At 73.1% G+C, this 25318-nt stretch carries 20 protein-coding genes and 3 pseudogenes; 14 read left to right on the top strand and 9 right to left on the bottom strand.

Annotated elements, in window-relative coordinates; genetic code table 11:
• Positions 1-41 precede the first annotated feature (41 nt).
• Positions 42-1256 carry an alanine--tRNA ligase-related protein gene (locus IE94_RS0112635; RefSeq protein ID WP_030182586.1) on the top strand — a complete coding sequence of 405 codons (1215 nt, stop codon included), beginning with the start codon at positions 42-44 and terminating at the stop codon, positions 1254-1256.
• 7 nt (positions 1257-1263) lie between these two features.
• On the opposite strand, the gene IE94_RS0112630 is transcribed toward IE94_RS0112635, so the two are convergent.
• On the bottom strand, positions 1264-2199 hold the full coding sequence (locus IE94_RS0112630) for a MurR/RpiR family transcriptional regulator (RefSeq protein WP_030182583.1): 936 nt from the start codon (positions 2197-2199) through the stop codon (positions 1264-1266).
• Positions 2200-2395: 196 nt separating this feature from the next.
• Here IE94_RS0112630 and IE94_RS0112625 point away from each other — a divergent pair, with 196 nt between their 5' ends.
• From IE94_RS0112625 to IE94_RS0112615, 3 genes are read left to right on the top strand one after another with little or no spacing between them, the layout of a single operon-like run.
• On the top strand, positions 2396-3397 hold the full coding sequence (locus tag IE94_RS0112625; RefSeq protein ID WP_030182577.1) for an N-acetylglucosamine kinase: 1002 nt from the start codon (positions 2396-2398) through the stop codon (positions 3395-3397).
• An 8-nt stretch (positions 3398-3405) separates the two neighbouring features.
• Positions 3406-4977, top strand: a complete 1572-nt coding sequence (locus IE94_RS0112620) for a sodium:solute symporter (RefSeq protein WP_030182575.1) — start codon at positions 3406-3408, stop codon at positions 4975-4977.
• A 37-nt stretch (positions 4978-5014) separates the two neighbouring features.
• Positions 5015-6190 (top strand): anhydro-N-acetylmuramic acid kinase, encoded by a 1176-nt coding sequence (locus IE94_RS0112615; protein WP_030182574.1) that lies wholly within the window; start codon positions 5015-5017, stop codon positions 6188-6190.
• 24 nt (positions 6191-6214) lie between these two features.
• Here IE94_RS0112615 and mgrA read toward each other — a convergent pair whose 3' ends face one another.
• A complete protein-coding gene (gene mgrA, locus IE94_RS0112610; protein WP_030182573.1) occupies positions 6215-7261 on the bottom strand; it encodes an L-glyceraldehyde 3-phosphate reductase in 1047 nt (348 codons plus the stop codon).
• 530 nt (positions 7262-7791) lie between these two features.
• Between mgrA and IE94_RS0112605 the strand changes: the two genes are divergently transcribed.
• Positions 7792-9312 carry a catalase gene (locus IE94_RS0112605; RefSeq protein WP_030182570.1) on the top strand — a complete coding sequence of 507 codons (1521 nt, stop codon included), beginning with the start codon at positions 7792-7794 and terminating at the stop codon, positions 9310-9312.
• Between the two features lie 631 nt (positions 9313-9943).
• Complete coding sequence (locus tag IE94_RS0112600) at positions 9944-10864, top strand: SDR family oxidoreductase (RefSeq protein ID WP_030182567.1); 921 nt, start codon at positions 9944-9946, stop codon at positions 10862-10864.
• Positions 10865-10879: 15 nt separating this feature from the next.
• Here IE94_RS0112600 and IE94_RS0112595 read toward each other — a convergent pair whose 3' ends face one another.
• The gene (locus IE94_RS0112595) at positions 10880-12247 is read right to left on the bottom strand and encodes a phosphatase PAP2 family protein (RefSeq protein ID WP_037922474.1); all 1368 of its coding nucleotides are present in this window, start codon (positions 12245-12247) and stop codon (positions 10880-10882) included.
• A gap of 134 nt (positions 12248-12381) precedes the next feature.
• Positions 12382-12535 (bottom strand): annotated as a pseudogene (locus IE94_RS39105) (alkene reductase); the annotation flags it as partial.
• 116 nt (positions 12536-12651) lie between these two features.
• On the opposite strand from IE94_RS39105, the gene IE94_RS0112585 reads away from it, so the two are divergent.
• Positions 12652-13017 (top strand): MerR family transcriptional regulator, encoded by a 366-nt coding sequence (locus IE94_RS0112585; RefSeq protein WP_030182555.1) that lies wholly within the window; start codon positions 12652-12654, stop codon positions 13015-13017.
• A 60-nt stretch (positions 13018-13077) separates the two neighbouring features.
• The gene (locus IE94_RS0112580) at positions 13078-13650 is read left to right on the top strand and encodes a TetR/AcrR family transcriptional regulator (protein ID WP_030182554.1); all 573 of its coding nucleotides are present in this window, start codon (positions 13078-13080) and stop codon (positions 13648-13650) included.
• A 51-nt stretch (positions 13651-13701) separates the two neighbouring features.
• Here the strand turns inward: IE94_RS0112580 and IE94_RS0112575 are convergent, their stop codons facing one another.
• On the bottom strand, positions 13702-15606 hold the full coding sequence (locus IE94_RS0112575) for a glycoside hydrolase family 9 protein (protein ID WP_030182552.1): 1905 nt from the start codon (positions 15604-15606) through the stop codon (positions 13702-13704).
• A gap of 155 nt (positions 15607-15761) precedes the next feature.
• Between IE94_RS0112575 and IE94_RS0112565 the strand changes: the two genes are divergently transcribed.
• Positions 15762-16979, top strand: coding sequence for an AAA family ATPase (locus IE94_RS0112565; protein ID WP_030182550.1), 1218 nt, complete (start codon positions 15762-15764; stop codon positions 16977-16979).
• A 20-nt stretch (positions 16980-16999) separates the two neighbouring features.
• A pseudogene (locus IE94_RS35440) lies at positions 17000-18633 on the top strand (VWA domain-containing protein).
• An 80-nt stretch (positions 18634-18713) separates the two neighbouring features.
• Here IE94_RS35440 and IE94_RS0112555 read toward each other — a convergent pair.
• The gene (locus tag IE94_RS0112555; RefSeq protein ID WP_030182548.1) at positions 18714-19529 is read right to left on the bottom strand and encodes an SAM-dependent methyltransferase; all 816 of its coding nucleotides are present in this window, start codon (positions 19527-19529) and stop codon (positions 18714-18716) included.
• Between the two features lie 45 nt (positions 19530-19574).
• Positions 19575-20450, bottom strand: a complete 876-nt coding sequence (locus IE94_RS0112550) for a helix-turn-helix domain-containing protein (RefSeq protein WP_030182545.1) — start codon at positions 20448-20450, stop codon at positions 19575-19577.
• 289 nt (positions 20451-20739) lie between these two features.
• Between IE94_RS0112550 and IE94_RS0112545 the strand changes: the two genes are divergently transcribed.
• Positions 20740-21204: a hypothetical protein gene (locus IE94_RS0112545; protein ID WP_030182543.1), complete on the top strand. Its 465-nt coding sequence runs from the start codon at positions 20740-20742 to the stop codon at positions 21202-21204.
• Positions 21205-21354: 150 nt separating this feature from the next.
• Here the strand turns inward: IE94_RS0112545 and IE94_RS39100 are convergent, their stop codons facing one another.
• Positions 21355-21501, bottom strand: a complete 147-nt coding sequence (locus IE94_RS39100) for a hypothetical protein (protein ID WP_037922471.1) — start codon at positions 21499-21501, stop codon at positions 21355-21357.
• 236 nt (positions 21502-21737) lie between these two features.
• A complete protein-coding gene (locus IE94_RS0112535) occupies positions 21738-22289 on the bottom strand; it encodes a YciI family protein (protein WP_030182541.1) in 552 nt (183 codons plus the stop codon).
• A 114-nt stretch (positions 22290-22403) separates the two neighbouring features.
• Here IE94_RS0112535 and IE94_RS0112530 point away from each other — a divergent pair, with 114 nt between their 5' ends.
• The 3 genes and pseudogenes from IE94_RS0112530 to IE94_RS37930 form a co-directional block, all read left to right on the top strand.
• The gene (locus IE94_RS0112530; RefSeq protein WP_030182538.1) at positions 22404-22748 is read left to right on the top strand and encodes an STAS domain-containing protein; all 345 of its coding nucleotides are present in this window, start codon (positions 22404-22406) and stop codon (positions 22746-22748) included.
• Between the two features lie 141 nt (positions 22749-22889).
• Positions 22890-25139, top strand: a complete 2250-nt coding sequence (locus IE94_RS0112525) for an alpha-N-acetylglucosaminidase (protein WP_051777463.1) — start codon at positions 22890-22892, stop codon at positions 25137-25139.
• A pseudogene (locus tag IE94_RS37930) lies at positions 25136-25318 on the top strand (hydrolase); the annotation flags it as partial. The gene IE94_RS0112525 and the pseudogene IE94_RS37930, both read left to right, overlap by 4 nt.

The raw sequence follows: 25318 nt of genomic DNA, 5'->3' as shown, positions 1-25318 counted from the left end.
TTCTCCGGCGCCTCCCCGCCCCGATGCGAAGGAGTCGTCCCATGGACACCGAACACGTGGTCCGCACGTTCGTCGAGTACTACGAGGATCAGGGTCATCGCCGGATCACCGGCTCGACGCTGCTGCCCGGGCCGGGCGATCCGGTGCTGTTCACCAGCGCCGGCATGCACCCGCTCACCCCGTACCTGGAGGGCCGCCCCCACCCGCTGGGCCGGCGGCTGGTCAACGTGCAGCGCTGTCTGCGCACCACCGATCTGGACGAGGTCGGCGACAGCAGCCATCTGACGGTCTTCGAGATGCTCGGCACATGGTCGCTGGGCGACTACGAGGGCCCGCGGAGCCTCGACTGGGCCCACCGGCTGCTCACCGAGGGCCTCGGGATCGACCCGGGCCTGCTGCACGCCACCGTGTACGGGGGTGACGAGCGGGTGGGGCCGGACACCGAGTCCCTGCGGCTGTGGCAGGAGCGCGGCGTCCCCGTGGAGCCGACGGTGGACGACAACTGGTGGTCCAACGGCCCGGTCGGCCCCTGCGGACCCGACTCGGAGATCTTCCTGTGGAGCGGTGACGGTCCGCCGCGGTCGACCCCCACGGGCGACGACCGCTGGGTGGAGGTGTGGAACCACGTGATGATGCGCCACCGCCGCCTCGACGACGGACGCCTCGTGCCCCTGCCGCAGCGCAACGTCGACACCGGCCTGGGCCTGGAACGTCTCGCCTCGCTCCTGCAGGGCAAGTCGTCGGTGTTCGACTGCGATGTCTTCGAGCCGTGGCGGCGGCTGGTGCCCGGCCTGTGGCCGCTGGACGAACCCTCGTTCCGGGTGGTGTGCGACCACCTCCGGTCGGCCGTCGTGGTCGTCGGCGACGGAGTCCGGCCGTCGCCCACCGGCCAGGGCCATGTACTGCGCCGCCTGGTGCGACGGCTGCTCACCGTGCTGTGGCGGGGGGACCCCTCGCGCGTGCTCGGGGACCTGCCGGACGAGTTGATCACACACACCCTGCACCACTTCCGGCAGGACGGCGACCCCGGTCTCCCCGGCCTGGTGCGGCGGCTGCTGGTGGAGGAGGAGCGCCGGTTCCGGCGCCTCCTGGAACGCGGCCGGAGCGTGCTCGCCCGGCCCCGCTTCCGGGGCCCGCTGGGAGAGGAGGACTTCCGCTACCTCCACGACACCCACGGTCTGCCGCGCGAGCTGGTGACGGGCCTGCGCGAGGGCGAGTACCCGGACGCGGGCGGTGTGCGGACCGTGCGGTCGTGACGGGCCGTCAGCCGGTACGGCGCGCGGGGCGCCGCCGGCGCTGGACGGCGCCGTAGGTCTCTTCGAGGGCGGTGGTCGCCGCGTCGTAGGAGCGCTGGGCGACGCCGACGAAGAGGCAGTCGATGACAGCCAGTTGGGCGATGCGGCTCACGGTGGCGCCGGAGCGGAACGGCGTTTCCCGCGCGCAGGTCGTCAGCACGAGGTCGGCACTGGTCGCGAGGGTGGAGCCCGGGTCGTTGGTCAGGGCGATGGTGGTGGCCCCGCGCTCGGCCGCGGCCTGGAGGGGCTCGGTGGTGTCCTCGGTCTCCCCGGAGTGGGAGACGGCCAGGGCCACGTCGCCGGGCCCCAGCAGGGCCGTGGCGGTGAGCGCCGCGTGCCGGTCGCTCCAGATGAACGCCATCCGGCCTATGCGGTGGAGCTTCTGGTGCAGGTCCTGGCCGACGAACGCGCTGGCCCCCACGCCGAAGATGTCGACCCTGCGGGCCTTGGCCACCGCGTCGACCGCCCGGCCCAGCGCGTCCACGTCGAGTTCGGCGCCCGATTCCTCCAGGGCCCGGACCTCGTTGTAAATGATCTTGCTGACTATCCGGTCCAGCGAGTCCGTCGGGCTGATGTCGGTGCCGCCCTGCGCCGCGCGCTCCCCGCCCAGCGCGTGCTCCCGCGCGGCGGCGGCGGCCAGGGCCAGGCGCAGCTGGGGGTAGTTGCCCGTGCCGATGGTGCGGCAGAACCGCATCACGGTGGCCGCCGAGGTGCTCGCCCGCTCCGCCAGCGCGTGGATGGACAGCTCCGCGACCTGTCCCGGGTCGGCGAGGACCGCGTCGGCCACCCGTCGCTCCGAGGGGGCCAGGGAGGGCCGGGCGGCGCGGACGCGCGTGAGGACGTCGGCGAGCGGGGCGTCCTGGGCGGACGGCTCCGGCCCGCGGGACGAGGACTGGCGGACCATGGCCCCTCCTGGATGTGGTGCCCACAGGGTAAGGGGGTGACCCGGAGAGGTCAAAAAGTTACGTGGTGGGCAACGCGACGTTACTTATTGACATACGGAGGGCGCCGTTCCCATACTCGGACGGCGATCCGCGCCGGTCACCGACGACCCGGTGGCTCACGACGTGCCGGGTCCCCTCGGGCAAAGGGCAGGCCGTATGACTTCAGTAGTGGCGGTAGACCTCGGGAAGACCGGTTGCCGCGCCATGCTGTGGAACAGCGCCGACTCGTCACGGGCCGTCAGTTCCGTTGCCGGTGCCCCCGGTCTGGCGGCGCCCGACGGGGTGGCGGCGGCCCGTGCGGCCGTGCGCGCCGCCGTCGAGCCGCTCCTTCGGGAACCGGGCGGCGCCCGGCCCCGGTCCGTCCTCGTGGGGGCCGCCGGAGCGGCTTCGGCCCCCGCCGCGGCCCGCTCCCTGGCGGATGCCCTGCTGGCGGACCTGCCCGTCCGGGAGGCCGCCGTCACCAGCGACGCCGTCACCGCCCACGCCGGCGCGCTCGGCGGCCGGGCGGGGGTGGTGCTGGCGATCGGCACCGGGGCGGTCGCGGTCGGCATCGGCGCCGACGGGACGTACGCGCGCGTCGACGGGTGGGGTCCCCTGCTCGGCGACGACGGCAGCGGCGCCCGGATCGGCACGGCCGGGTTGCGCGCGGCCCTGCGGGCCCACGACGGGCGGGGCCCGGACACCGCCCTGCTGGACGCGGCCGTCGGCCTCTTCGGAGACCTCGAACGGCTCCCGGCGACCGTCGGACGGGACGGCAATCCCGCCCGTACGGCCGCCTCGTTCGCCCCCGAGGTGGCCCGCGCCGCCGACGCCGGGGACGCCGTGGCCGCGGCGATCGTCCGGGACGCGGCGGCCGACCTGGCCGAGACCGCGCTCGCGGCGGCCGGCCGGATCACCGTGGACGGCGACCCGCTGCCGATGGCCGTCACCGGTGGTCTGACGGGTCTCGGCCCCGTCCTGCTGGCGCCGCTGACCGCCCGGATCACCGGCTCGGACCTCCCCGTGCGGCTCCTGTCCCCGCTCGGCGACCCCCTTGACGGGGCCCGCCTGCTGGCGCTGGAACCCGCCACCCCTCACGCCTCCCTCGTCGTCCGTGTCCGCCGGACGACCGCCAGTCCCCCTCCCCCCTCGCCGGCGACCCCACCGGCCAGTGCCTAGGAGCAAGCGTGCGCCAGCTCGACCTCGTGGTGATCGTGGTCTATCTGATCGGGATCGCCTGGATCGGCCTGCGGAAGGCAGGCCGGCAGAAGTCGGCGAAGGACTACTTCGTCGGTGAGGGCCACATGCCGTGGTGGACGGTCTCGTTCTCCGTCGTCGCCACGGAGACCAGTGTGCTGACGGTGATCAGCGTGCCCGGCGGTGCCTACAGCGGCCAGGGGTTCGGCAACGTCGAACTGGCCCTGGGCTACGTCGTGGGACGCGTCGTGGTCGCCACCGTACTGATCCCCCTGTACAAGCGCGGCGGCTTCGTCAGCGCCTACCAGTACCTGGGCGACCGGTTCGGGCTGAAGCTGCAGGGGCTCGCCTCGGTGACCTTCGTGTTCACCCGGCTCCTGGCCGAGGGCGTGCGGCTGTTCGCCTCCGCCATCCCCATCAAGCTGCTGCTCGACGAGTTCGGTGTGCATGCGAGCTACCGCGTGATCATCGTGGTGATCACGCTGATCACCGTCGTCTACACCTACCTGGGCGGTATCAAGGCGGTCATCTGGACCGACGCCATCCAGATGGTCCTCTACCTCGGCGGCGCGGTCCTCGCCGTGGCGGTGCTCTCCGCCCACGTCGGCGGTGACGGCTACGCGCGGGCCCTGCACGCCGGGAAGTTCGCGCTCTTCGACACCGACTTCGACCTCGCCCACATCCTCACCAGCCCGTTCGCCCTGCCCACGGCCATCGTCGGCGGCGCCATCTTCGCCATGGCCTCGCACGGCTCCGACCAGCTGATCGTCCAGCGCGTGCTGGCGACGAGGACACTGCGCGAGGGCCAGAAGGCCATGATCGCCTCGGGTGTCTTCGTCACCGTCCAGTTCGCCGCCTTCTCCCTCGTCGGCGCGCTGCTGTGGTCGTACAACGAGGGCAAGTCCTTCACGGAGCTGGGGCTGTCCAGCTCGGACAACCTCTACCCCGAGTTCATCCTGCACGGGCTGCCCGTGGTCGTCTCCGGCCTGCTCGTGGCCGGCATCCTGGGCGCCGCGATGGGCTCGCTGTCCTCGGCGCTGAACTCCATGTCCAACTCGACGGTCGCCGACATCATCCACAGCTTCTTCCGCACCACACCGTCCGAGGAGGCGCTGCTCAGGCTCGCCCGCTGGATGACGCTGGTGTGGGCGACGCTCATGGCCGTCTTCGCCTGCGCGTTCAGCGCGAGCACCGGCAACGTGTACCTGACCGGCCTCACCATCGCGGGCTACACCTACGGCGCGCTGCTCGGCGCCTTCCTGCTGGGGCGGCTCGTCAAACGCGCGGGCGAGGCCGACTCCATCGTGGCCTTCCTGGTCACCATCGGGGTGATGACGTACATCGTGCGCGGGGTGAAGATCGACGTCACGACGGGCGGGACCACGGTGTCCCAGGCGATCGCGGCCCAGTGGCTGGTGCCGATCGGCGTACTGATCACCCTGCTCGTGGGCGGTGTGCTGAGCCTGTTCCACCGGGCACCGGAGCCCTCGGCGGGACCGGCGCCCGACGAGGAGCCGGGCACCGGACCCGACCGGCTGACCAGCACGGCCGGCCGCAACTGATCCCGTCCGCCCCGTCCCACCCCCACAGGAGTGCACCGTGCGTGTGATCGGCCTGATGTCAGGCACGTCCTACGACGCCATCGAGGTGGCCGCGGCCGACCTCGAACTGCGGGGCGAGGCACTGGTGATGCGCCCGCTCGGCCATCTCTCCAACCCCTACCCGGACGAGCTGCGCGACCTGATCGCGAGCAGCCTGCCACCGGCTGGGGCGACGATGCGGACCGTCGCCCGGCTCGACACCGGCATCGGGCAGGCCTTCGCCGACGTGGCCGTGCGGGCCGTGCGCGAGCTGTGCGGGGGCCGCGCCGACCTGGTGGTCTCGCACGGGCAGACCATGTACCACTGGGTCGAGGACGGCGCCGTGCGCGGCACCCTCCAGCTCGGCAGGCCTGCCTGGATCGCCGAGGCGACCGGCCTGCCCGTCGTGTCCGACCTGCGCGCCAACGACGTGGCGGCCGGGGGTCAGGGGGCGCCGCTGGTCGCCATGACCGACGTCCTCGCCCTGGCGGCGCTGCCCGGCGTCCCCGCCGCCCTCAACCTGGGCGGGATCGCCAACATCACCGTCGTCGCCCCCGGTACCGAGCCGCTCGCCTTCGACACCGGTCCCGCCAACGCCCTGATGGACGCCGCCGTACGGCACTTCACCGGCGGCGTCGCCCAGTACGACCAGGACGGTCGCCGGGCCGGGGCGGGCCGGGTCGATCCGGCGCTGCTGCGGCTGCTGCTGGACGACCCCTACTACGGCAGGCCGGCTCCGAAGAGCACCGGCAAGGAGCACTTCCACCTGCCGTACCTGCTCGAGGCGCTCGCGGCGGCGCCCGTCGCCAAACCCGACGACGTCCTGGCCACCCTGGCCGCGCTCACCGCCGTGACGGTGGCCGACGCCTGCCGCGCGCACGGTGTCACGCGGCTGATCGTGTCCGGCGGCGGTGCGCGCAACCCGGTGCTGATGCGCATGATCGCCGAGGAGCTGCCCGGGGTGGGCCTCGGCCCCAGCGACGAGCTCGGGCTGCCGTACGACGCCAAGGAGGCACTGGCCTTCGCCCTTCTGGGCTTCCTGACCGTCAACGGCCTGCCCGGCGCGATCCCCTCGGGCACGGGTGCGCGCCGGGCGTCACTGCTGGGCAGCATCACACCCGGCCGGGAGCCGCTGCGGCTGCCCGAACCGGCCGACCGGCCGCCCCGGGTGCTGCGCATCACCGGCGGGCGCTGAGCGCCACCCCGGGCAGGGATCGCCTCAGCCGAGGTCGCCGGTGCGCGCCTGCCGCCACAGGTCGACGTCGCCGTCGACGACCGCGTACTCGTCGATCTCGGCCAGTTCGTCGTCGTCGAAGGAGAGGTTGGCCAGGGCGGCCACGTTCTCCTCCAGCTGCTCGGGGCGGGAGGCCCCGATCACCAGCGAGGTGACGCGCGGGTCGCGCAGCGCCCAGGCGAGCGCCATCTGCGCCAGGCTCTGGCCCCGGCGGGCGGCGATGCCGTTGAGCGCGCGCAGCCGTCGGACGGTGTCCTCGGTGAGCCAGTCCGTCGCGAAGGACTTGCCCTGGGTGGCGCGGGAGCCCTCCGGCACGCCGTCGAGGTAGCGGCCGGTGAGCAGCCCCTGGGCGAGCGCGGTGAAGCCGATGACGCCGAAGCCCTCGTCGGCGGCGGCGTCGAGCAGGCCCTCGGTCTCGATCCACCGGTTGAGCAGGTTGTACGACGGCTGGTGGATGAGCAGGGGCGTGCCCAGGTCGCGGAGGATCGCCGCGGCCTGCCGGGAGCGTTCGGCGTCGTAGGAGGAGATGCCGACGTAGAGGGCCTTGCCCTGCCGCACCGCCGTGTCCAGCGCCGTCATGGTCTCCTCCAGCGGAGTGGAGGCGTCCAGGCGGTGGGAGTAGAAGATGTCGACGTGGTCGAGGCCCATGCGCTTCAGGGACTGGTCGAGGGAGGCGAGCACGTACTTGCGGGAGCCGCCGCCCTGGCCGTAGGGACCGGGCCACATGTCCCAGCCGGCCTTGGTGGAGATCACCAGCTCGTCGCGGTACGGCGCCAGGTCCTGCCGCATGATCCGGCCGAAGTTGATCTCGGCCGATCCGTAGGGCGGGCCGTAGTTGTTGGCGAGGTCGTGGTGGGTGATGCCGAGGTCGAAGGCGCGCAGGGCGATCCGCCGCTGGGTCTCGAACGGCTTGTCGTCACCGAAGTTGTGCCAGTAGCCCAGGGACAGCGCGGGCAGGTCGAGCCCGGAGCGTCCGGTGCGGCGGTAGTGCATGGTGCCGTCGTAACGGCTGGGGTCGGCGGCGTGGCTCATGGCGTTCTCCGGTGGAAGCGGGGGCGGGCGACCCGTGCCGCGTGACCGTCCGGCCGCGGCGCGTCGCGGGCACCGCCAGTTTCTCACCGTCGCCGACCACGTGATCCACCCGGCCCGAGCAGGTCCTCACCCGGCCCCAGCAGCCCTTCACCCGGCTCGACGACTCCCGTCCCCCACGCCGGTGACGTGGGCGCGGGAGAACTCCATGTCGCGGGAACGTGCTCCTCCACCTCGCGCGCGCCCCTCCCCCTCGCTCGTGCCGCCCGCTCCGCTTGCGGGCGCAGGCCGGCGGCGGAGACTGATACGGACGACGGCACTCCGGAGGGTCCTGCACGGATGGGCGAGCACGCGGAACGGACCGGCGTGGCCACCTGGGGGCAGGCGTGCCGCGGGGACCGCGTGGGCCCGGGCGGGCGCGGCCCGGGCATCGGCGGTGACGCTCTGCCGGGCAGGTCGGAGGGGGCCCCGTGCCCCGTGTCCGTCTCGCGCGCTCTCCGGGCGTCAGCCCCTCCCCGACGAAAGGCAGTTCCATGACGGACACCCCGCCTGCCACCACCACGGACTCCGGCGCGCCCGCGGAGAGCGACGAACACTCGCTCACCGCGGGCCCGGCGGGTCCGGTCCTCCTCCAGGACGCCTACCTCATCGAGCAGATGGCGCAGTTCAACCGGGAGCGCATCCCCGAGCGCCAGCCGCACGCGAAGGGCAGCGGCGCCTTCGGCCACTTCGAAGTGACGCACGACGTGAGCGCCTACACCAAGGCGGCGGTCTTCCAGCCGGGTACGCGCACCGACCTGGTCGCCCGCTTCTCGACCGTCGCGGGCGAGCGCGGCAGCCCGGACACATGGCGCGACCCGCGCGGCTTCGCGGTGAAGTTCTACACCAGCCAGGGCAACTACGACATGGTCGGCAACAACACGCCGGTGTTCTTCGTCAAGGACCCGATGAAGTTCCAGCACTTCATCCGGTCGCAGAAGCGCCGGGCGGACAGCAACCTGCGCGACCACGACATGCAGTGGGACTTCTGGACCCTCTCGCCGGAGTCCGCGCACCAGGTCACCTGGCTCATGGGAGACCGCGGCATCCCGCGCACCTGGCGCCACATGAACGGCTACACCTCCCACACCTACATGTGGATCAACGCCTCGGGCGAGCGCTTCTGGGTGAAGTACCACTTCAAGACGGACCAGGGCATCGAGTTCTTCACCCAGGACGAGGCCGACCAGATGGCGGCGGCCGACACCGACTACCACATGCGGGACCTGTTCGAGCACATCCGCGACGGCGACTTCCCCAGCTGGACGCTGCACGTGCAGGTGATGCCGTACGCCGACGCCGCGGGCTACCGGTTCAACCCCTTCGACCTGACGAAGGTGTGGCCGCACGGCGACTACCCCCTGATCCCGGTCGGCCGCATGACGCTTGACCGGAACCCGACGGACAACCACGCCGAGATCGAGCAGGCCGCCTTCCAGCCCAACAACCTGGTCCCCGGCATCGGCCCGAGCCCGGACCGCATGCTGCTGGCCCGGCTCTTCTCCTACGCCGACGCCCACCGCTACCGGATCGGCGCGAACTACCAGCAGCTTCCGGTGAACGCCCCGGTGGTCGACGTCCGCACCTACTCCAAGGACGGTGCGATGGCCTACCGGAAGACGACCGACCCGGTCTACGCGCCGAACTCCAAGGGGGGTCCGGCCGCCGACACGGAGCACTTCGGCACACCGCCCGGCTGGGAGACGGACGGGGCCATCACCCGCACGGCCTACGTCAGCCACGCCGAGGACGACGACTGGGGGCAGCCGGGCACCCTGGTGCGCGAGGTGCTGGACGACGCGGCCCGCGACCGGCTGGTCTCCAACGTGGTGGACCACCTCCTGAACGAGGTGACCGAACCCGTGCTCCAGCGGGCCTTCGCGTACTGGTCGAACATCGACCGGACCATCGGGGAGCGCATCGCCAAGGGGGTACGGGAGAAGGCGGGCGAGAGGGACTTCAAGGCCGCCGAGCAGCGCAATCCGGCCCGGGAGTCCATGCAGGACAAGGCCTGACCCCTGCCGCAGACTCCGGCCGAGCCGAGCCGAGCCGAGCCGAGTCCAGTCGAGTCCCGGTCCGGCCGGCCGGCCGGCCGGTCAGGCCTACCCGCGTCGCCAGGACCGAGGGCATGCATCCACATCTCGACGGCTTCTGCTCCGCCCGGCCGGACCGGCTCGGCCGGCGTGGCGGACAGCCCCGGTTTCCCGCTGCAGCTGTTCCTCCCCTCGACCGCCGTCCGCGCCCCTGCAACAGGATCCGGGCTTGGGAGCGCGACGCTCGGACGGGTCCCCCGGGCCGGTGACGTGCCGGCGCAGTGCGAGGTCTTCGGCCGGAGCAAGGCGGTGGCACGCGCGGCGGGGCACACCGCGGGGCACGCGACGACGCCGGACGCCTGGGGCGACGACCCGCGGCCAATGCGCTCCGCGGCACCGCCGCCACCCAGCACCCAGGCACAGCGGCCACCCCGCACCGAGGCACCGGGGTCCGCTCTGCGGCAGCGTCCGAGGCATGACAGTGACTGACATCGCATGTTACTGTCGATGACAGCGGCTGTCATCGACAGTTCCGGCGCCTTGCGCCCGCCGCCGTGCCCGCGCCCGGCCGGACCGGCAGTCGCCATGTACGGACATCTCTGGAGGGAATCTCATGCGTGTTTTCGTCACCGGCGCCTCCGGTTGGATCGGTTCAGCCGTCGTTCCCGAGCTCATCGGCGCGGGTCACCAGGTCGTGGGGCTCGCCCGTTCGGACGCCGCGGCCGAGGCGCTCACCGCGGCCGGGGCCGACGTGGTCCGCGGCACCCTCGACGACCTCGACGTCCTGCGCGGCGCGGCCGCCGACTCGGACGGGGTGGTGCACCTGGCCTTCAAGCACGACATCGCGTTCTCGGGGGACTTCAAGGGCGCCGGCGAGGCCGACCGGCGGGCCGTCGAGGTGATCGGCGAGGCGCTCGCCGGCTCCGACCGGCCGTTCACGATCGCGTCCGGCACCCCCGCCCTTCCCGGCCGGGTGGCGACCGAACGCGACGGCCACGACCCGGACCCGGCCGCGGCCGACCGGGGCGACGCCCAGCACGTGCGCGCCCTCACCGCCGAACTGACCCTCTCCCTCGCGGCCCGCGGGGTCCGGTCCTCGGTGGTGCGGCTGGCGCCGACCAATCACGGCGAGGGGGACAACGGGTTCGTCCCGGCCCTCATCCACATCGCCCGCGCCAAGGGCGTCTCCGGCTACATCGCGGACGGCACCAACCGGTGGTCGGCCGCGCACCGTCTCGACTCCGCGCACCTGTTCCGCCTGGCGCTGGAGAAGGCCCCCGCGGGTTCGACACTGCACGCCGTGGCGGAGGAGGGCCTGCCCGTGCGGGACCTCGCCGAGGTGGTCGGCCGGCAGCTTGGCCTGCCGGTGGTGTCGGTCCCGGCCTCGGACGCGGACGCCCACTTCGGCTGGCTGGCGGGCCCCCTCGCCGCCAACCGCGCGGCCTCCAGCGTCCTGACCCGCGAGCTGCTGGGGTGGGAGCCCGTCCAGCCCGGACTCGTCGCGGACCTGGAGCAGGGCCACTACTTCAAGTAGCCCCCGGCCCGGGCCTCAGACCAGCTCGGGCTGCGGTTCCGCGGGGCGCGGCGGTCCCGGCTGCCGCACCGGTACCGCCTCGGCCTCCCACCGCCTGGTGGTCCGCACGAAGCCGAGGATCACGGAGCCCATCGCGAGGAGGAGCAGCGGCCCGGCCGCCCACGGGTGCTCGGCCATCTCCACCGGCAGGAACCGGTACGACACCAGCAGCGCGGCGAACACCGCCGCGCCGTAGGCGACCAGCCCGAGGGCCGCACGGTCCCAGCCCCGCGCGAACGCGCGCATCGCGGCCTCGACGGTGAGCGCGAACACCACACCGGCGATGAGGTCGGCGCCGTAGTGGTACCCGAAGCCGAGGGTCGCGGTGAGGGTGGCGACCAGCCAGAACGTCCCCGCGAACCGCATGGCTCCGGAGCCCTTGCGGGAGTGGAGGAACAGCGTCGTGGCCCAGGCCGTGTGCAGGCTGGGCATGCAGTTGCGCGGGGTGATGTCGTCGAACGGGATCGGGTGCGGAGTACCGCCCGGCGGCAGGGTGTGCGGCCACAGGTCGGCCACCGCCCACTGGCCGCCGTCGGGGCCGTAGGCGAAGACCGGCCCGACCACCGGGAAGATCATGTAGACGGCGGGCCCGAGCAGGCCGATGACGAGGAAGGTGCGCACGAGGTGGTGGCTCGGGAAACGGCGCTCGCGTGCCACGTGACGCAGTTGGTACAGCCCGACGAGGGCGGCGGCCAGGGGCAGCTGGCCGTAGACGAGGTGGAGCACGTGGTCGCCGACCGGTTCGGTGGCCCCGACGAACCGGCCGACCAGCCACGAGGGGTTGCCCAGCGCCCGGTCGGCGGTGGCGACGTACGGGTCGAGCACCGCCTTGCGGGTCTGCGACGTGATGAGCAGCCAGGTGTCGCCCGTCTTGTGCCCGGCCACCAGCAGGAGCCCCAGCCCGGTGCCCTTCAGGAGCAGGGCGCGCTCGCCGCCCCGGCGCCGCGTCACGGCGACGACCGCGCAGCCCAGGACCACCCACAGCGCGCCGTTGCCGAAGTTCATGTCGGCGCCGACCACCCAGCGCACCAGCCAGAAGACCAGGTCGATGCCGACCGCGGCACCGGCCGCGACCAGGCGCTGCCGCCAGGTCAGCACCACCATCGTCAGGGCGAGGCCGGCGTACAGCAGCGGCCCCGAGTCGGGCGCGAAGACCACCTCGCGGGCCTGCTCGGTGATCGGGCCCCGCACACCGTAGTGCCGCGCGGCCACTTCCAGCGCGAGGAGGAAACCGAGCGTCACCGCACCCGCCGCGGTCCACAGCACCGCCCGCGGCCGGCGCGACGCGGCGAACAGGAGGCCGGGGCCTCTTCGCGGGGATATTCGTGTGGGTGTGGTGTTCACTTGTGTGGCCCGTTTGCTAGGGGTCGGACAAAGAGCTCGCTCGCACGGATCGTCGCGGGCTCGAACATGCTAACGGCAGCTCCCGCCGACCCCCCGGGCCGCCGTCAGGCCGTGCGCCGGTACGCCGGGTAGGTCAGGTAGCCCGCGTCACCGCCCTGGTAGTACGTGGCCTCGTCCACCGGAGCGAGGTCCGCCCGCGGCGGCACGCCCGCGCGACATCGGGGCCATGACCGTCCGGTTGGGCAGCGTCAGGTCGCCGAGCCGGTAACGGTCGAAGAGGGACGTCATGCCAGGACTCCTTGGTCGTCCGCGGGCCCGGATCTCGGGCACGACGGTTACGCTAGAACCTGACACTGACGTCAGAGGCAAGTATGTGTGCCGCGGATCACGGCAGGGAGCAGGGCATGCGCATCGGAGAAGTGGCGTCGCGGGCCGGGGTCAGCGTCCGGTCGGTGCGCTACTACGAGGACCAGGGGCTGCTGGTCAGCACCCGCAGCGCGGGCGGCCAGCGCCAGTACACGGAGCACGAGGTCGAACGGGTCAGGTTCCTCCAGCGGCTGTACACCGCGGGCCTCTCCAGCCGCACCATCGCCGAGCTGCTGCCCTGCGTGGACGCGCCCAGCGCGGACCATTCCGATGCGGCACTGGAGCGCATGGCCGAGGAGCGGGACCGGCTGACCGAGCACATCGCCGACCTCGTCCGCACCAGGGACGCGCTCAACGAGCTGATGACGGCGGCCCGCGAGTACCGGGATGCCGAGTTTGCCTAAACTTGTTAGGCAAGCTCATAATCTCCCATGGCTGCCGGGTGAGCGATGCGGAGGACGGGTGTGGCTCGGGTAGGACTGACGACCGAGGGTCTGATCAGGGCCGGGGCCGAGACGGCCGACGAGATCGGCTTCGAACGCACCACTCCGACGGAGCTGGCCCGGCGGTTCGGCGTCCGCACGGCGAGCCTGTACTCGCACGTGAGGAACGCCCACGACCTCAAGACCGGGATCGCGCTGTTTGCCCTGGAGGAGCTGGCCGACCGGGCCTCCGAGGCGGTGGCCGGCCGGGCCGGCAAGGACGCGCTGACCGCGTTCGCGAACGTCTACCGCGACTACGCCCTTGCGCACCCGGGCCGCTTCGCCGCCACGCAGTTCCCCCTCGACGCGGAGGCGGCGGCCTCCAGTGCCGGGGCACGGCACTCCCAGATGTCGCGGGCGATCCTGCGCGGCTACCACCTGGCGGAACCCCACCAGACCCATGCCGTGCGGCTGTTGGGCAGCGTCTTCAGCGGCTTCGTCGCTCTGGAGGCCTCGGGAGGGTTCAGCCACAGCGCCCCCGACTCGCAGGAGAGCTGGACGGAGATCCTCGACGCGCTGGACGCCCTGCTGCGGACCTGGCCGACCGCTTCCTGACCCGGGGAGCGGCCCCGGGACCGGCCCCCGGCACCGGGGCCGCTCCCCGGGTCAGGACCGTGCGGCGGTCAGGGAGAGGGCGTACAGGGCCGTCGAGGTGAAGTCGTCCGCCGGCTCCACCGTCTGCCAGGCCCGCACGTCGTCGACGTAACCGGCGCCGCGGCCGTCGAACTCGGACCACTTGCGGCCGTCGGGGGTGAAGGAGCAGGGGCGCGCCCCGTCGAAGGTCTCCGGCTCCTTCAGCAGGCCCGCGCCGTTGGGCCCGTTGACGACCGCGCCGCGCAGGATGTCGCCGCGGCCGGTGCGGCTCATCGCCAGGTTGGCGACCTGGTGCTGGAGGCAGTGCGGGTAGAGGGCGCCCGCGCCCACGAGGAAGCTGGTGCCCCAGGCGTTCGCCCCGAAGACCCAGGCCCGCTGCTGCGCGGCGAAGTCGTCGAACCGGTGGTCGCCGGTGACACGGGCGTACAGCTCGGCGGTCGCCAGCAGCCCGAAGGTGTTCGGCACCGCGTCGAAGTCGGTGGGTATGACGCCCGACCGGAAGGGGTCCCCGGCCGCGCGCCGCCTCCCCGTCTCCACCTGCCGCCTCAGTTCCGCCCCGAGGGCCTTCGCGAGGCCCTCGTCGGGGTCCGCCGAGGTGAGCACGTCGGCGTGGGCGAGGGCGCTGACGTCGGCGGGGCCCAGGACGCCGCCGCGATCCTCGCGCAGGGCCGCGCGGGCCCAGCCGACCGCCTCGCCGCTCCACCCCGAGCCGCGCGGATCGCCCAGGGCGTCGGCGGCGCGGGCCAGTTCGACGGCGGCCCATTCCAGGTCGTCGCGCCAGGAGTGCTCCTGGTAGTAGTCCGCGGGCGTGGTGGTGACCAGCGCGCCCTCGTCGGGCCGCGTGTCCGCCCGGGCGTAGACGGCGGCGGCCTTGTCCAGCCACTGGCGGGCCTCGGTCGGGTGGTCCTCGGCCTCGGTCTGCGCGGCCAGGGCGAAGGCCGCGCTCACCCGGCCCGCGAGGTTGGGGCTGAGGGGCTCCCCGGGTTCGTTGGCGCGGAAGACGGGCCGGTACTTGATCAGGTAGTCGGCGTCCCCGGGTCGCACGGTGAGCCGGTCGTCCTCCTCCGGCAGCCGCCACACGTCGTGGTCGCCGCGGACCCCCTTGCCGCCGGACCCGAGCCCCACCTGGGCGTAGAGCGTGCCCGTCTCCCCGTCCCACATCCGGTCCAGCCATCGCAGGCCGTACCGTGCCTCCTCCCGCAGCCCCGGCACCGAGGGGGTGTCGCGGACGGTGGTCAGCATCTGGGCGACGACGTAGGAGGCGGTGTGCGTGAACTTCAGGAAGTCGCCCGCGTCGAACCACCCGCCCGAGACGTCCACGGGACCGCCGACCTCGGTCAGGTCCGGGCCGGCGGCCGTCCCCCCGGTGGCCGAGCCGGTGCGGGACGGCGCGTAGACGCGGGCCCGCTCGTCGGTCAGGTGCGAGGGCACCCGTCCGGTCGCGTCGGCCAGGACCTCCTCGCCGTCCCGCTGGGTGCCGAAGAAGCGCACGGTGTCCGAGCGCAGCGGGTCCAGCAACTGCCCGGCCGGTGCCACCCGGAAGCGGACCTCCGGGTCCCCGCCCGCGCCGAGCAGGCGCAGCCGGTAGGTGCCGGTGCGATGCAGCGACGAGAGGTCGATCGTGCGCACGGCGGTGTACGTGCCGTTCCAGCCGCCGAGGGAAGGGCCGAGGGCGCCGTGCCCGGCCGTGTCGCCCCGCTCGTCCAGGACCTCGAACTCGGCGTCGGCCAGCGTGTCCCGGTCCCCCATGACATAGGCGAACTTCTTCTCGCCGGACGCGTATCCGACCTGGTTGACGCGGAGGGCCGCCGGCGCCTCGCCCCGGCCCCCGGAGCACGCGGTGAGGCAGCAGGCCGCCAGGACGGAAGCGGTCACGGCCGACACGATGCGGGCCGACGGCGGGAAGAAATGGTTCATGGTGGACAGTCTGGTCGATGGCACCACCGAGGCGCGGGCCGAGGGGCAGGTCGGGGGCGGGACGACGAAGCGGACGTTTGTGCGGGATAGGCTCTGACCCGCCGGCCCGCCAGGACCGCCAGGACCGCCACCGAAGGACACGGGAGGAGTCGGCCATGGGCCCGCACGATCCGCAGGAGGCAGCGGCCGCACCGGACACGGCAGCGCGACTCCGGGCGATCGGCGACGAGTTGTCGGACCGTTTCTACGAGCGGGCGGACGTCGTGCGGACGCTGCTGGTGACGCTGCTGGCCGGTCAGCACTCGCTGGTGCTCGGCCCGCCGGGAACGGCCAAGTCCGAACTGGCCGGGGAACTCACCGGCCGGATCGTAGGGGCGTCCTACTGGGAGATCCTGCTGTCCAGGTTCACCGCGCCTACCAGGATGTTCGGGCCCATCGACGTCGCCGCGCTGGCGCGCGGGGAGTACCGCCAGGTCTACGAAGGGCGCGCCACCACCGCGCACGTCGCCTTCATCGACGAGATCTTCAAGTGTTCCACCGCGGCGCTGAACGAGACGCTGGGCTATCTCAACGAGCGGATCTACCACCCCGAGAGCGGCGGCGAGCCCGTCCGCTGCCCCCTCATCGGCGCGATCACGGCGAGCAACGAGCTGCCCGACGGCGAGGACTCGGCCGCGATCTACGACCGGCTGCTGGTGCGGATCGAGGTCACGTACCTGGAGGACCCGTCGAACTTCGCCGCTCTGGTCCGCTCCGCCGTGGGCCGCCGGGCGGCGCCGAGGCGGACCACCGTGGACCTGGCCGCGTTGCGGCACGCCGTGGGCGAGGGCGTCCCCGCCGTGGAGGTGCCCGACGGGATCGTGGACGCGGTGTGCACGCTCCGGGCCGCCCTGCGCCGCAAGGAGCTGATCGCCTCCGACCGCCGCTGGCGGCAGGCGGTGGGCCTGCTCCAGGCGTCCGCGTACCTCGACGGGCGCTCCTCGGTCGCGGAGCGCGATCTGTCGGTGCTGACCCACGTGTTGTGGGACTCTCCCGCCGAGCGCCCGACCGTCGAGCGGGAGGTGCTGCACCTGGTCAACCCCGACGCCAAAGAGGCCCTGGACCTCGCCGACACCATCGGGGAACTGGAGGCCCAGCTCGACGCGATGGCCGGGCAGTCCCGCGAGGCGCTCAGCGAGTGGGTCATCAAGAAGGCCCACAACCAGCTGGCCACGGCGGGCAAGCGGCTGGAGAGACTGCGCGAGGAGGCGGTGGGCGCGGGCCGCTCCACCACCGCCATCGACCGGGTCACCGGCCGTCAGCGCGCGGTGCGTGCCCGGGTGCTGACCGAGGCCCTGGGCGTGGACGCGAGCACCGTGCGGGCCCAGCTCTGAGCACGGGGCGGGACGGCACCATGGACGAGGGCACGGACCCGGACACGGGCGGGTCGGCGGGCCGGCTCGGCGGGCTGACGGACCTGGCCGGGAGGTGGCTGGCCCGGTCGGCAGGCGCCACCGCACGGCACACCGGGGCCGTGGTCGCGGACCGCTTCGACCGGATCGCCTGGCGCGACACCTACGAACAGTCGGCCGCGCTGCGCGAGTTGGCCGACGACCTGGGCGTGCGCCAACCGCACACCGACGACCTCCTCACCGACGCGTTCCTGGCCGCCTACAAAGCCGCTCCGCGGCTGCGCGAGGCCACCGAGATGACGCCCACCCATCTGGTCAACCACCGGATCGTCACCGCGCTGCTGGAGTCACCGGACTTCGCCGAACTGCACCGGGAGACGGTCGGCGACCCGTACGCCGCCGCCATGGCGGTGCTCGCCCAGGGCAGCGCGCTGCGCCGGATGCTGGACGACTCCCGGCCCGCCCGGGACCGGGACGAGCGGGCGGAGCGGGCCCGGCGGAAGGCCGAGGACGCGGCGGACGCCGTGGCTGAGGCGCTCCGGCAGGCCGCCGACGAGGCCGGAGAGGACGGCACCGTGCCGGGACCCGCCGCCGATGCCGTACGACGGGCGGTCGAGGAGGCGGAGGCCGCCCAGGCACGGGCCGCCTCCGACGCCGCCCGGTCGCTCGCGGTGGCCGTACCCGGCATCCGTGCCGCCGCGAGCGGCGCGGTGGCGAGATCGGCGTCGGCCGCGCGGAGGGAGGCCGCGCTGATGCGGGCCTGGGGCGTCGGGTCCGGCGAGCTGGAGCGGATGGCCTTCGACGAGCGCGCCCGGCTGGCCGAGCGGCTGCGCACCGGCCGGCTCGCCGAGTGGGCCGAACTGATCGGCCGCTTCCGCCGGATGGCCGACGGGCAACGGGCGCGCAAGGTGGAGAACGCCACCGGCGAACTGATCGGGGTCACACTCGGCGACGACCTCTCCCGGGTCGTCCCCTCCGAACTGGCCCATCTCGGACTGCCCGAGCTGCGCGCGGTGTTCGCCGCGCGCTACGCCGCCCGGGAGCTGATGCTCTACGACAGCCAGGGCGAACAGGCCACCGGCCGGGGCGCCGTCATCGCCTGCGTGGACACCTCGCACTCCATGTACGAGGCGGGGCCCGGCGGCATCACCCGGGAGGCGTGGGCGAAGGCGTGCGCGCTGGCCCTGCTGGACCAGGCCCGCCACGCGGGGCGTGACTTCGTCGGCATCGTGTTCTCCGCCGCCGACAGGCTCCGGGTCTTCCGCTTCCCGGCCGGCCGGCCGGCGGATTTCACCCGCACCCTCGACTTCGCGGAGACGCCCTCGGTGGCGGCACCAGCTACCAGCGGCCCCTGTCGGCGGCGGGCGAACTCCTCGAGGAGGAGTTCAACGACGCCGCCCGCACCCGGGGCGACATCGTGATGCTCACCGACGACGACTGCGGCGTCACCGAGGCGTGGATGCGGGGCTGGAACGAGGCCAAGCGCCGGCTGGGCTTCCGGGTCTTCGGCGTGGGCATCGGCGCCCCGCGCGTCGCGGCGGCCGGATCGGTCCTCGCGGCGCTGTGCGACAACCTCCGCTCCGTCGAGGACTTCACCGACGTGCACGCCGCCGCGGACCTGTTCCGCGTGATCTGACCCGGCCGCCCGACGCCGTGCGCAAGCCGTGACGGCCCGCGGACCGTCACGACTTGCGGACCGTCACGGCTTGCGGACCGTCACGGCTTGCGGGCCACCGCCCCGTACATCGCGATGTCCTCGTCCCGGATGCCCTGCTCCCCGGTGCCGTCCGGACGCCACTTGTGGACCTGGACGATGCCCGGCTCGGTCAGCTCCAGCCCCTCGAAGAACTCGTGGGCCTCGTCGAGGGTCCGCAGCCGCATCGGCATGTCGCGGGCCGCGTACTCGCGCGCTACCCGGCCCACCTCCTCGGGGGCGAACTCGGCGGTGCCGATGGTCATGGCGAGGTAGCTGCCCGAGGGCAGGGGCTCCAGGAGGCGGCGGACGATACCGACCGCGTCGTCCTCGTCCAGGACGAAGTGGACGATCGCGATCACGGTGAGCGCGACGGGCTCGGCCAGGTCCAGCGTCTTGCGGAACTCGTCGGACTCGAGGACGGCCTCCGGGCGCTGGAAGTCCGCCTCGATGTACGTGGTGCGGCCCTCGGGCGTGCTGGACAGCAGTCCCTGGGAGAGGGTGAGGACGATCGGGTCGTTGTCCACGTAGACGACCCGTGAGGCGGGGGCCACCGACTGGGCTATCTCGTGCAGGTTGGGCGAGGTGGGGATGCCGGTGCCGATGTCGAGGAACTGGCGGATGCCCGCCTCCTCAGCCAGCCACCGCACCGCGCGGTTCATCCAGTCCCGGTTGGCGCGCATGTGGACGGGCAGCGCGGGCCATTCCCGCGCCATCGCGTCACCCGCTTCCCGGTCGGCGGGGTAGTAGTCCTTCCCTCCCAGGATGTAGTCGTAGATCCGGGCCGAGTGCGCGTGCTCGGTGTCGATTCGGTCGGCCGGCCATCCGCTGTCGGACATCGTTCGCCTTTCTCCATGGGGGTGGTGCGGTACGAGTGGAAGCGCTCACAACTCCTTGCGCAGCGCGCCCAGGAGCTCCTCGGTGCCCCGGGCGGGCACCGCCTGGGCGCCCAGTCGGTCCAGGGCCTCGCGGTAGACCACCACGTCGTCGCCCTTGTCCAGGTAGACGGCGCCCACGAGTCCGCCGAGGTAGACGATGTCGGGGAGTTCGGGGGCCCGGAACCGGAAGAGGTCGAAGGCGCCGGCGCGCAGGGCGGGGTGCGGTCCGCCGGCGAACGGCATGATCTGGAGGGTCACGTGCGGCAGCCGCCCCACCTCGATCAGATGGTCCACCTGCTCCCGCATCACCTCACTGCCGCCGACGGGCCAGCGCAGGACCGTTTCGTCCATCACCACCCACAGGCGGGGCGGCGAGGGGCGGGTGAGGATCTCCTGGCGCCGCATGCGCAGGGCCACCCTCCGCTCGGTGTCCACGGTGGAGGCGTGCGGATTGCCCGCGCCCAGCAGGGCCCGCGCGTAGGCCGGGGTCTGCAGCAGTCCGTGCACGAAACCGGCCTCGTAGGCGCGGATGTGCAGGGCCGCCTGTTCCAGGCTCAGGTACGCCGCGAACCAGTCCGGCATGACGTCGCGGTAGGTGTGCCACCAGCCCCGCTTGTTCGCCTCGCGCGCCGACTTGAGGAAGGTGTCGATCTCCTGCTGGTCGCGGACACCGTAGACCTGGAGCAGCTTCTCCACGTCCGGGAGGCGCAACCGGGCCACCTTGGCCGCCTCCATCCGGCGGATCGTGGAGTGGCTCACCCCGATCGCCTCACCGGCCTGCTCGAAGGTGAGGCCCGCGCGGGTGCGGAACTCCTCCAACTGCCTCCCGAGGATCATCCGCAGCACGGAGGGGGCGCCGCCCCAGTCGGTCTCCGTGGTCACACCGTCTTCCCTTCGCCGTCCCGCGCCCGGGCCCGGACACGCCAGTCTGTCACGGGCGTCGTCCCGCCGCAGGAGCATGCACTCCGGCACCTGCAATTTTCAACTTGCTGGTTGCGCACGGTTGTTGACGGATGACACAGTGGCTCCACCACCCCCTGCCCCTTCCGCCCGCATTTCTCGACCGACGACCAGGACCGCCCCGTCGGCGACATGTCCCCCCACCCTCGGGGGACGGTCTCGCCTGACAACGTTCTCCCGACGTCGGTCGCGGCCAAAGGACCCACCCCCCATGGACCTGCAGCACACCCGTGAGCCACGTCCGTCCCCGGCCACCGTCCGTGACCGCTCGTGCCCGTCCGGCACCGCCCGCCGGCCCCGCCCGAGCCCGGCCCCCCTGAGCCTCCCCGCCGGAGTACGCGCCGGCCTGGGACACGATGCCGTGGGCACCCCCGCGTCCCACGGCGAACGCATTCTGGCCCGCCTTCCCCGCGCGGGGTGTGTGTTCGCCGACGAGGGGCGCTGGTGGTGGATCGTCCCCTCCGGATCCGACATCGGCGTCGCGTGGCCCTCCAGCGCCCCCTACGTCGCCGGAGATCCGTCCTGGACCCGGGCGCGGCCGGGCGCGCGGGCGGCGTCGGGGCCGCGCCTGATCCACGGCCCCGACGGCGACTCGCCCTACACCGCGCCGATCCCGTTGTACTTCCTCGTCTGCCGGCTCGCCGGTGTGCCGCCGCGCTGGTCCCCGGCGCCCTGAGCGGCTCCCACCGCCGGGCGGCGCGTCGGCGCTACGGAAGGTGCCGGTGTACCGGTACCGGTTCTCCCACGCGTACGGCGTGCCCTTGGCGACCGCGTCCCAGCCGGCCGTCACCGTGCCGCGAAGGGGGCGGAACGAGGTGCGCCGCGCTCAGGGGGACGTGGTCCGGGCGATGTCCCCGGCCGGGGCGTCCTCGTCCGGGGCCGCCGGGGGCGGGAAGATCAGGTCTTCGAGCGCGTCCGCGGCGAAGAGGAAGGCCATCATCACGACTGGCAGAAGCAGCGCGAGCAGAATCACAGGACCTCCCGGTGGGTCGGTCTGTGGGCTTCGTGGCCCGGCTTCCAGGATGGGCCCGAACGGCGGACCCCGCACGGCGGAGCCGACGGAGCCGGTCGAGGCGCGCCGGCGACCGGTCCCGCGGTTCGGCACGGCTCCAGGCGGGGGTGCCGCGTGCGGGAGGGCGCTACCCCCTTGCCCCGGTGCGAACGAGGGCGGTCCGGCGCCGTCCCGGCCTCGCCGGTGCCGGTGCCGGTTCAGGACGGACGTCCGCCGAACTGCCAGGGACTGACCTCGATCTCGGCGTACCGGTCCACCGTGAGCAGGGCCCGTGCCGTGGCCGGGTCCGGTGCCCGCACCAGCGCCGCCGTACCCAGCCAGGTGTCGCCGTCGTCGGACAGCAGGGGGCCGTAGGCGATCAGCTCGTCCCGTCCCGGCGGCACTTCCAGGTCGACTGCCTCCCCGGCGCCCAGGCCCAGCACCAGGAACCTGTCGCCCCCGCTCCGGCCGCCGGGGAAGTCCCACATGGTGCGGCCCAGCGTGTTGCGCCACCTGCGCAGCAGCACGTCGCGGTAGACGCCCGCCTGGTGGCCGGGCTCGTCGAAGGCGAACGTGCGGGCGGCGGCGGGGTCGGGCAGGTCGAGTACGTGCACACTGCCCGTGGGGACCTCGCGGTCCGCGGTGAGGGTCGGGCCGCGCGCGATCATCTCCGCGGCGTACCCGTCCATGTAGGACCAGTGCGCCTCGATCAGTTCCTCGCGCAGGGGGAGGGAGCCGGTGCGGTCGCGGTGGTAGCAGAAGAACTCCATGCGCCCAGTCTGGGGCACGGTCAATACCTGAGGTGATCCTTTGGCCAGTCGTTCACGCATATGCAGAACGAATGTGCGGCGCCACCTCTGCCCAGGGCATGCCGTTGGGTACGTATGGAACCTCCCATCGAGATCAGCCACAGCACCGTCGAGGACTGGACCATCGTGGAGATCCGCGGCGAGGTGGACGTGTACACCGTGCCGACGATCAAGCAGTACATGATCGAGCGGCTCGCGGACGGTTGCCGCCGGTTCGTCGTCGACCTGCGCTCAGTGGCGTTCATCGACTCCATGGGCCTGGGTGTGCTGGTCGGCGCCCTCAAACGGGTCCAGTCGGTGCACGGCGAACTGAAGCTGGTCATCACGGACGCCCCCACCAAGCAGCTCTTCGCCCTGACCGGCCTGCGGCACGTCTTCCCCCTCTACGACTCCGTGTACCAGGCGCGACGAACCTCCTAGCCACAAGCGGAGTTCCGGCCACCGCCGCCGCGTCCCGGCGGTGTCCGAAGACCCACCTGCGCGCGGCGGGGCGCCCTTGACTGGTTGCTCGCCCACCCCCATATTCACCAACACCCCGTCGACAACTCCCCAGAGGTGACCGTGAGAAGCCTCAGACCCTGGGCTGCCCTCTGCGCAGCCGCCGCCCTCGCTCTTCTCACCACCCCGCTCACCCCCGCCTCCTCCCCCGCGGCCGCGTCCCCGCCGCACGGACCGGCCTTCGCCACGGACTCCGCCCGGGCGGCGCTCGCCCGGATGCTGCCGCGCCACGTCTCGCAGTTCACGCTGGTCCCGGTGAGCCGCCCCGCCTCCGGCGACTGGTTCAGCGTCTCCGGCCGCGCCGGCCACGTCCGGGTCCGCGGCACCAGTCCCGCGGTGATCCTCAGCGGCGTCAACTGGTACCTCAAGTACACGGCCAAGGTGGACATCGGATGGCCCGGGCGCAGCACGGCCAAGCTGCCGCGCACCCTGCCCGCGCCCGACGGCACCGTCCGCCGGCAGGCCTCGGTGCCGCACCGCTTCGCGCTCAACGACACCGACGACGGCTACTCCGGCGCCTACCGCGACTGGGCCTCCTACGAGAAGCAGATCGATCTGCTCGCCCTGCACGGGGCGAACGAGGTGTTCGTGCAGATGGGCGCGGACGCGGTCTACTACGAGACCCTCCAGGAGTTCGGTTACTCGCCGGAGGAGCTCAGATCCTGGATTCCGGGCCCCGCGCACCAGCCGTGGTGGCTGATGCAGAACATGTCCGGCTTCGCCGGGCCCGTCTCCGAGCGGCTGATCGAGGACCGCGCCGCACTCGGCCGCAGGATCGCGCACCGGTTGCGCGAGCTGGGCATGACGCCCGTGCTCCCCGGCTACTACGGCACCGTGCCGCCGGGCTTCACCGACCGCAACCCCGGCGGCACGGTCGTCGCCCAGGGCCAGTGGGTCGGCTTCGAGCGGCCCGACTGGCTGGACCCGCGCACCGACGTGTTCGCCGGGGTCGCCGCCTCGTTCTACCGCCACCAGCGTGAGCTGTTCGGCGACTCCACGATGTACAAGATGGATCTGCTGCACGAAGGCGGCCGACCGGGCAACGTGCCCGTCCCGGATGCCGCCCGGGCCGTGATGGAGGCGCTCCAGACGGCGCGCCCCGGTGCGGTGTGGACCCTGATCGGCTGGCAGAACAATCCGTCGACGCAGATCATCGACGCCGTCGACAAGAGCAGGCTGCTCATCGTCGACGGTCTGTCCGACCGCTACGACGGCCTCGACCGCGAGACCACCTGGCACGGTGCGCCCTACGCGTTCGGCACCATCCCCAACTTCGGCGGTCACACCACCGTCGGCGCCAACACCGCCGTGTGGGCCGAGCGTTTCGACCGGTGGCGCGGCGAACCCGGCAGCACGCTCGCGGGCATCGCCTACCTGCCGGAGGGCACCGGCGGCAATCCGGTCGCCCACGAGCTGTTCGCCGAACTGGCCTGGCGCACGGGGCCGGTGGACCACGCGGCCTGGTTCGCCGCGTACGCGGAACGCCGCTACGGCGGACCCGATCCGCACGCGGCCCGGGCCTGGGAGCTGCTGCGCACGGGCCCGTACAGCATGCCCTCGGGCACCTGGAGCGAGGCGCAGGACAGCCTCTTCACCGCCCGTCCCCGGCTGACGGCGACCTCGGCGGCCAGCTGGAGTCCCGGCGCGATGCGCTACGACCCGGACACGGTGCGCCGGGCGCTGGCGGAGTTGCTGAAGGTCGCACCGGCCCTGCGGACCACCGACGCCTACCGTTTCGACCTGGTCGACGTCGCCCGCCAGGCGTTGGCCAACCGCAGCCGCTCCCTGCTCCCGGAGATCAAGGCCGCCTACGACGCCGGTGACCTGTCCCGGTTCCGCGCGGGGGCGGCCGAGTGGAAGGCCGACATGGCCCTGCTGGACCGGCTGCTCGCCACCGACGCCCGCTTCCTGCTCGGCCCGTGGCTGGCGGACGCCAGGTCCTGGGGCCGCACCGGGGCGGAGCGCGACGCCGCCGAGTTCGACGCCCGCTCGATCCTCACCACCTGGGGCCACCGCTCCGGCAGCGACTCGGGCGGCCTGCGGGACTACGCCAACCGGGAGTGGTCCGGGCTGGTCTGCGACTTCTACGCGACGCGCTGGACGACGTACCTCGACTCCCTCGACACCGCCCTGGTCACGGGACGGCCTCCGGCCGCCATCGACTGGTTCGCGCTCGAGAACGCCTGGAACCAGCGGCACGACCCCTACCCCGACGAGCCCTCCGGAGATGCGATGACGACCGCCACCGCGGTGCTCGACGCCCTGCCCGCACCGGCACCCTCGGTTCCGACCGCTCCCGGGACGGCGCGGTGAGGCGCGCGAGCGGCAGGGCTGCCGGGGTGGTCGTGGCGGTGCTGAGCGGTCTGGCCCTGGCGGCGACCTCGACGACCGCACAGGCCGCCACCGGACCCGACGTCATCGCCCACCGCGGCTCCTCCGGCATGGCACCCGAGAACACCGCCGCCGCCATCGACCTCGCCGTCCGCCAACAC

The sequence above is a fragment of the Streptomyces violaceorubidus genome (genome assembly GCF_000717995.1).
In the GTDB taxonomy this organism is placed as follows: Bacteria; Actinomycetota; Actinomycetes; order Streptomycetales; family Streptomycetaceae; genus Streptomyces; species Streptomyces violaceorubidus.
The sequence above is the reverse complement of the archived record's forward strand: the minus strand, read 5'-3'. Positions and strand labels throughout refer to the sequence as shown.

Bases quoted from the DNA above. Each gene is read 5' to 3' on its own strand.
- IE94_RS0112585 (WP_030182555.1), top strand. From the start codon at position 12,652: ATGCGCATCGGAGAAGTGGCGTCGCGGGCCGGGGTCAGCGTCCGGTCG.
- IE94_RS0112545 (WP_030182543.1), top strand. From the start codon at position 20,740: ATGGACCTGCAGCACACCCGTGAGCCACGTCCGTCCCCGGCCACCGTC.
- IE94_RS0112625 (WP_030182577.1), top strand. From the start codon at position 2,396: ATGACTTCAGTAGTGGCGGTAGACCTCGGGAAGACCGGTTGCCGCGCC.
- IE94_RS0112555 (WP_030182548.1), bottom strand. From the start codon at position 19,529: ATGTCCGACAGCGGATGGCCGGCCGACCGAATCGACACCGAGCACGCG.
- IE94_RS0112565 (WP_030182550.1), top strand. From the start codon at position 15,762: ATGGGCCCGCACGATCCGCAGGAGGCAGCGGCCGCACCGGACACGGCA.
- IE94_RS0112635 (WP_030182586.1), top strand. From the start codon at position 42: ATGGACACCGAACACGTGGTCCGCACGTTCGTCGAGTACTACGAGGAT.
- mgrA (WP_030182573.1), bottom strand. From the start codon at position 7,261: ATGAGCCACGCCGCCGACCCCAGCCGTTACGACGGCACCATGCACTAC.
- IE94_RS0112530 (WP_030182538.1), top strand. From the start codon at position 22,404: ATGGAACCTCCCATCGAGATCAGCCACAGCACCGTCGAGGACTGGACC.
- IE94_RS0112575 (WP_030182552.1), bottom strand. From the start codon at position 15,606: ATGAACCATTTCTTCCCGCCGTCGGCCCGCATCGTGTCGGCCGTGACC.
- IE94_RS0112600 (WP_030182567.1), top strand. From the start codon at position 9,944: ATGCGTGTTTTCGTCACCGGCGCCTCCGGTTGGATCGGTTCAGCCGTC.
- IE94_RS0112630 (WP_030182583.1), bottom strand. From the start codon at position 2,199: ATGGTCCGCCAGTCCTCGTCCCGCGGGCCGGAGCCGTCCGCCCAGGAC.
- IE94_RS0112605 (WP_030182570.1), top strand. From the start codon at position 7,792: ATGACGGACACCCCGCCTGCCACCACCACGGACTCCGGCGCGCCCGCG.
- IE94_RS0112535 (WP_030182541.1), bottom strand. From the start codon at position 22,289: ATGGAGTTCTTCTGCTACCACCGCGACCGCACCGGCTCCCTCCCCCTG.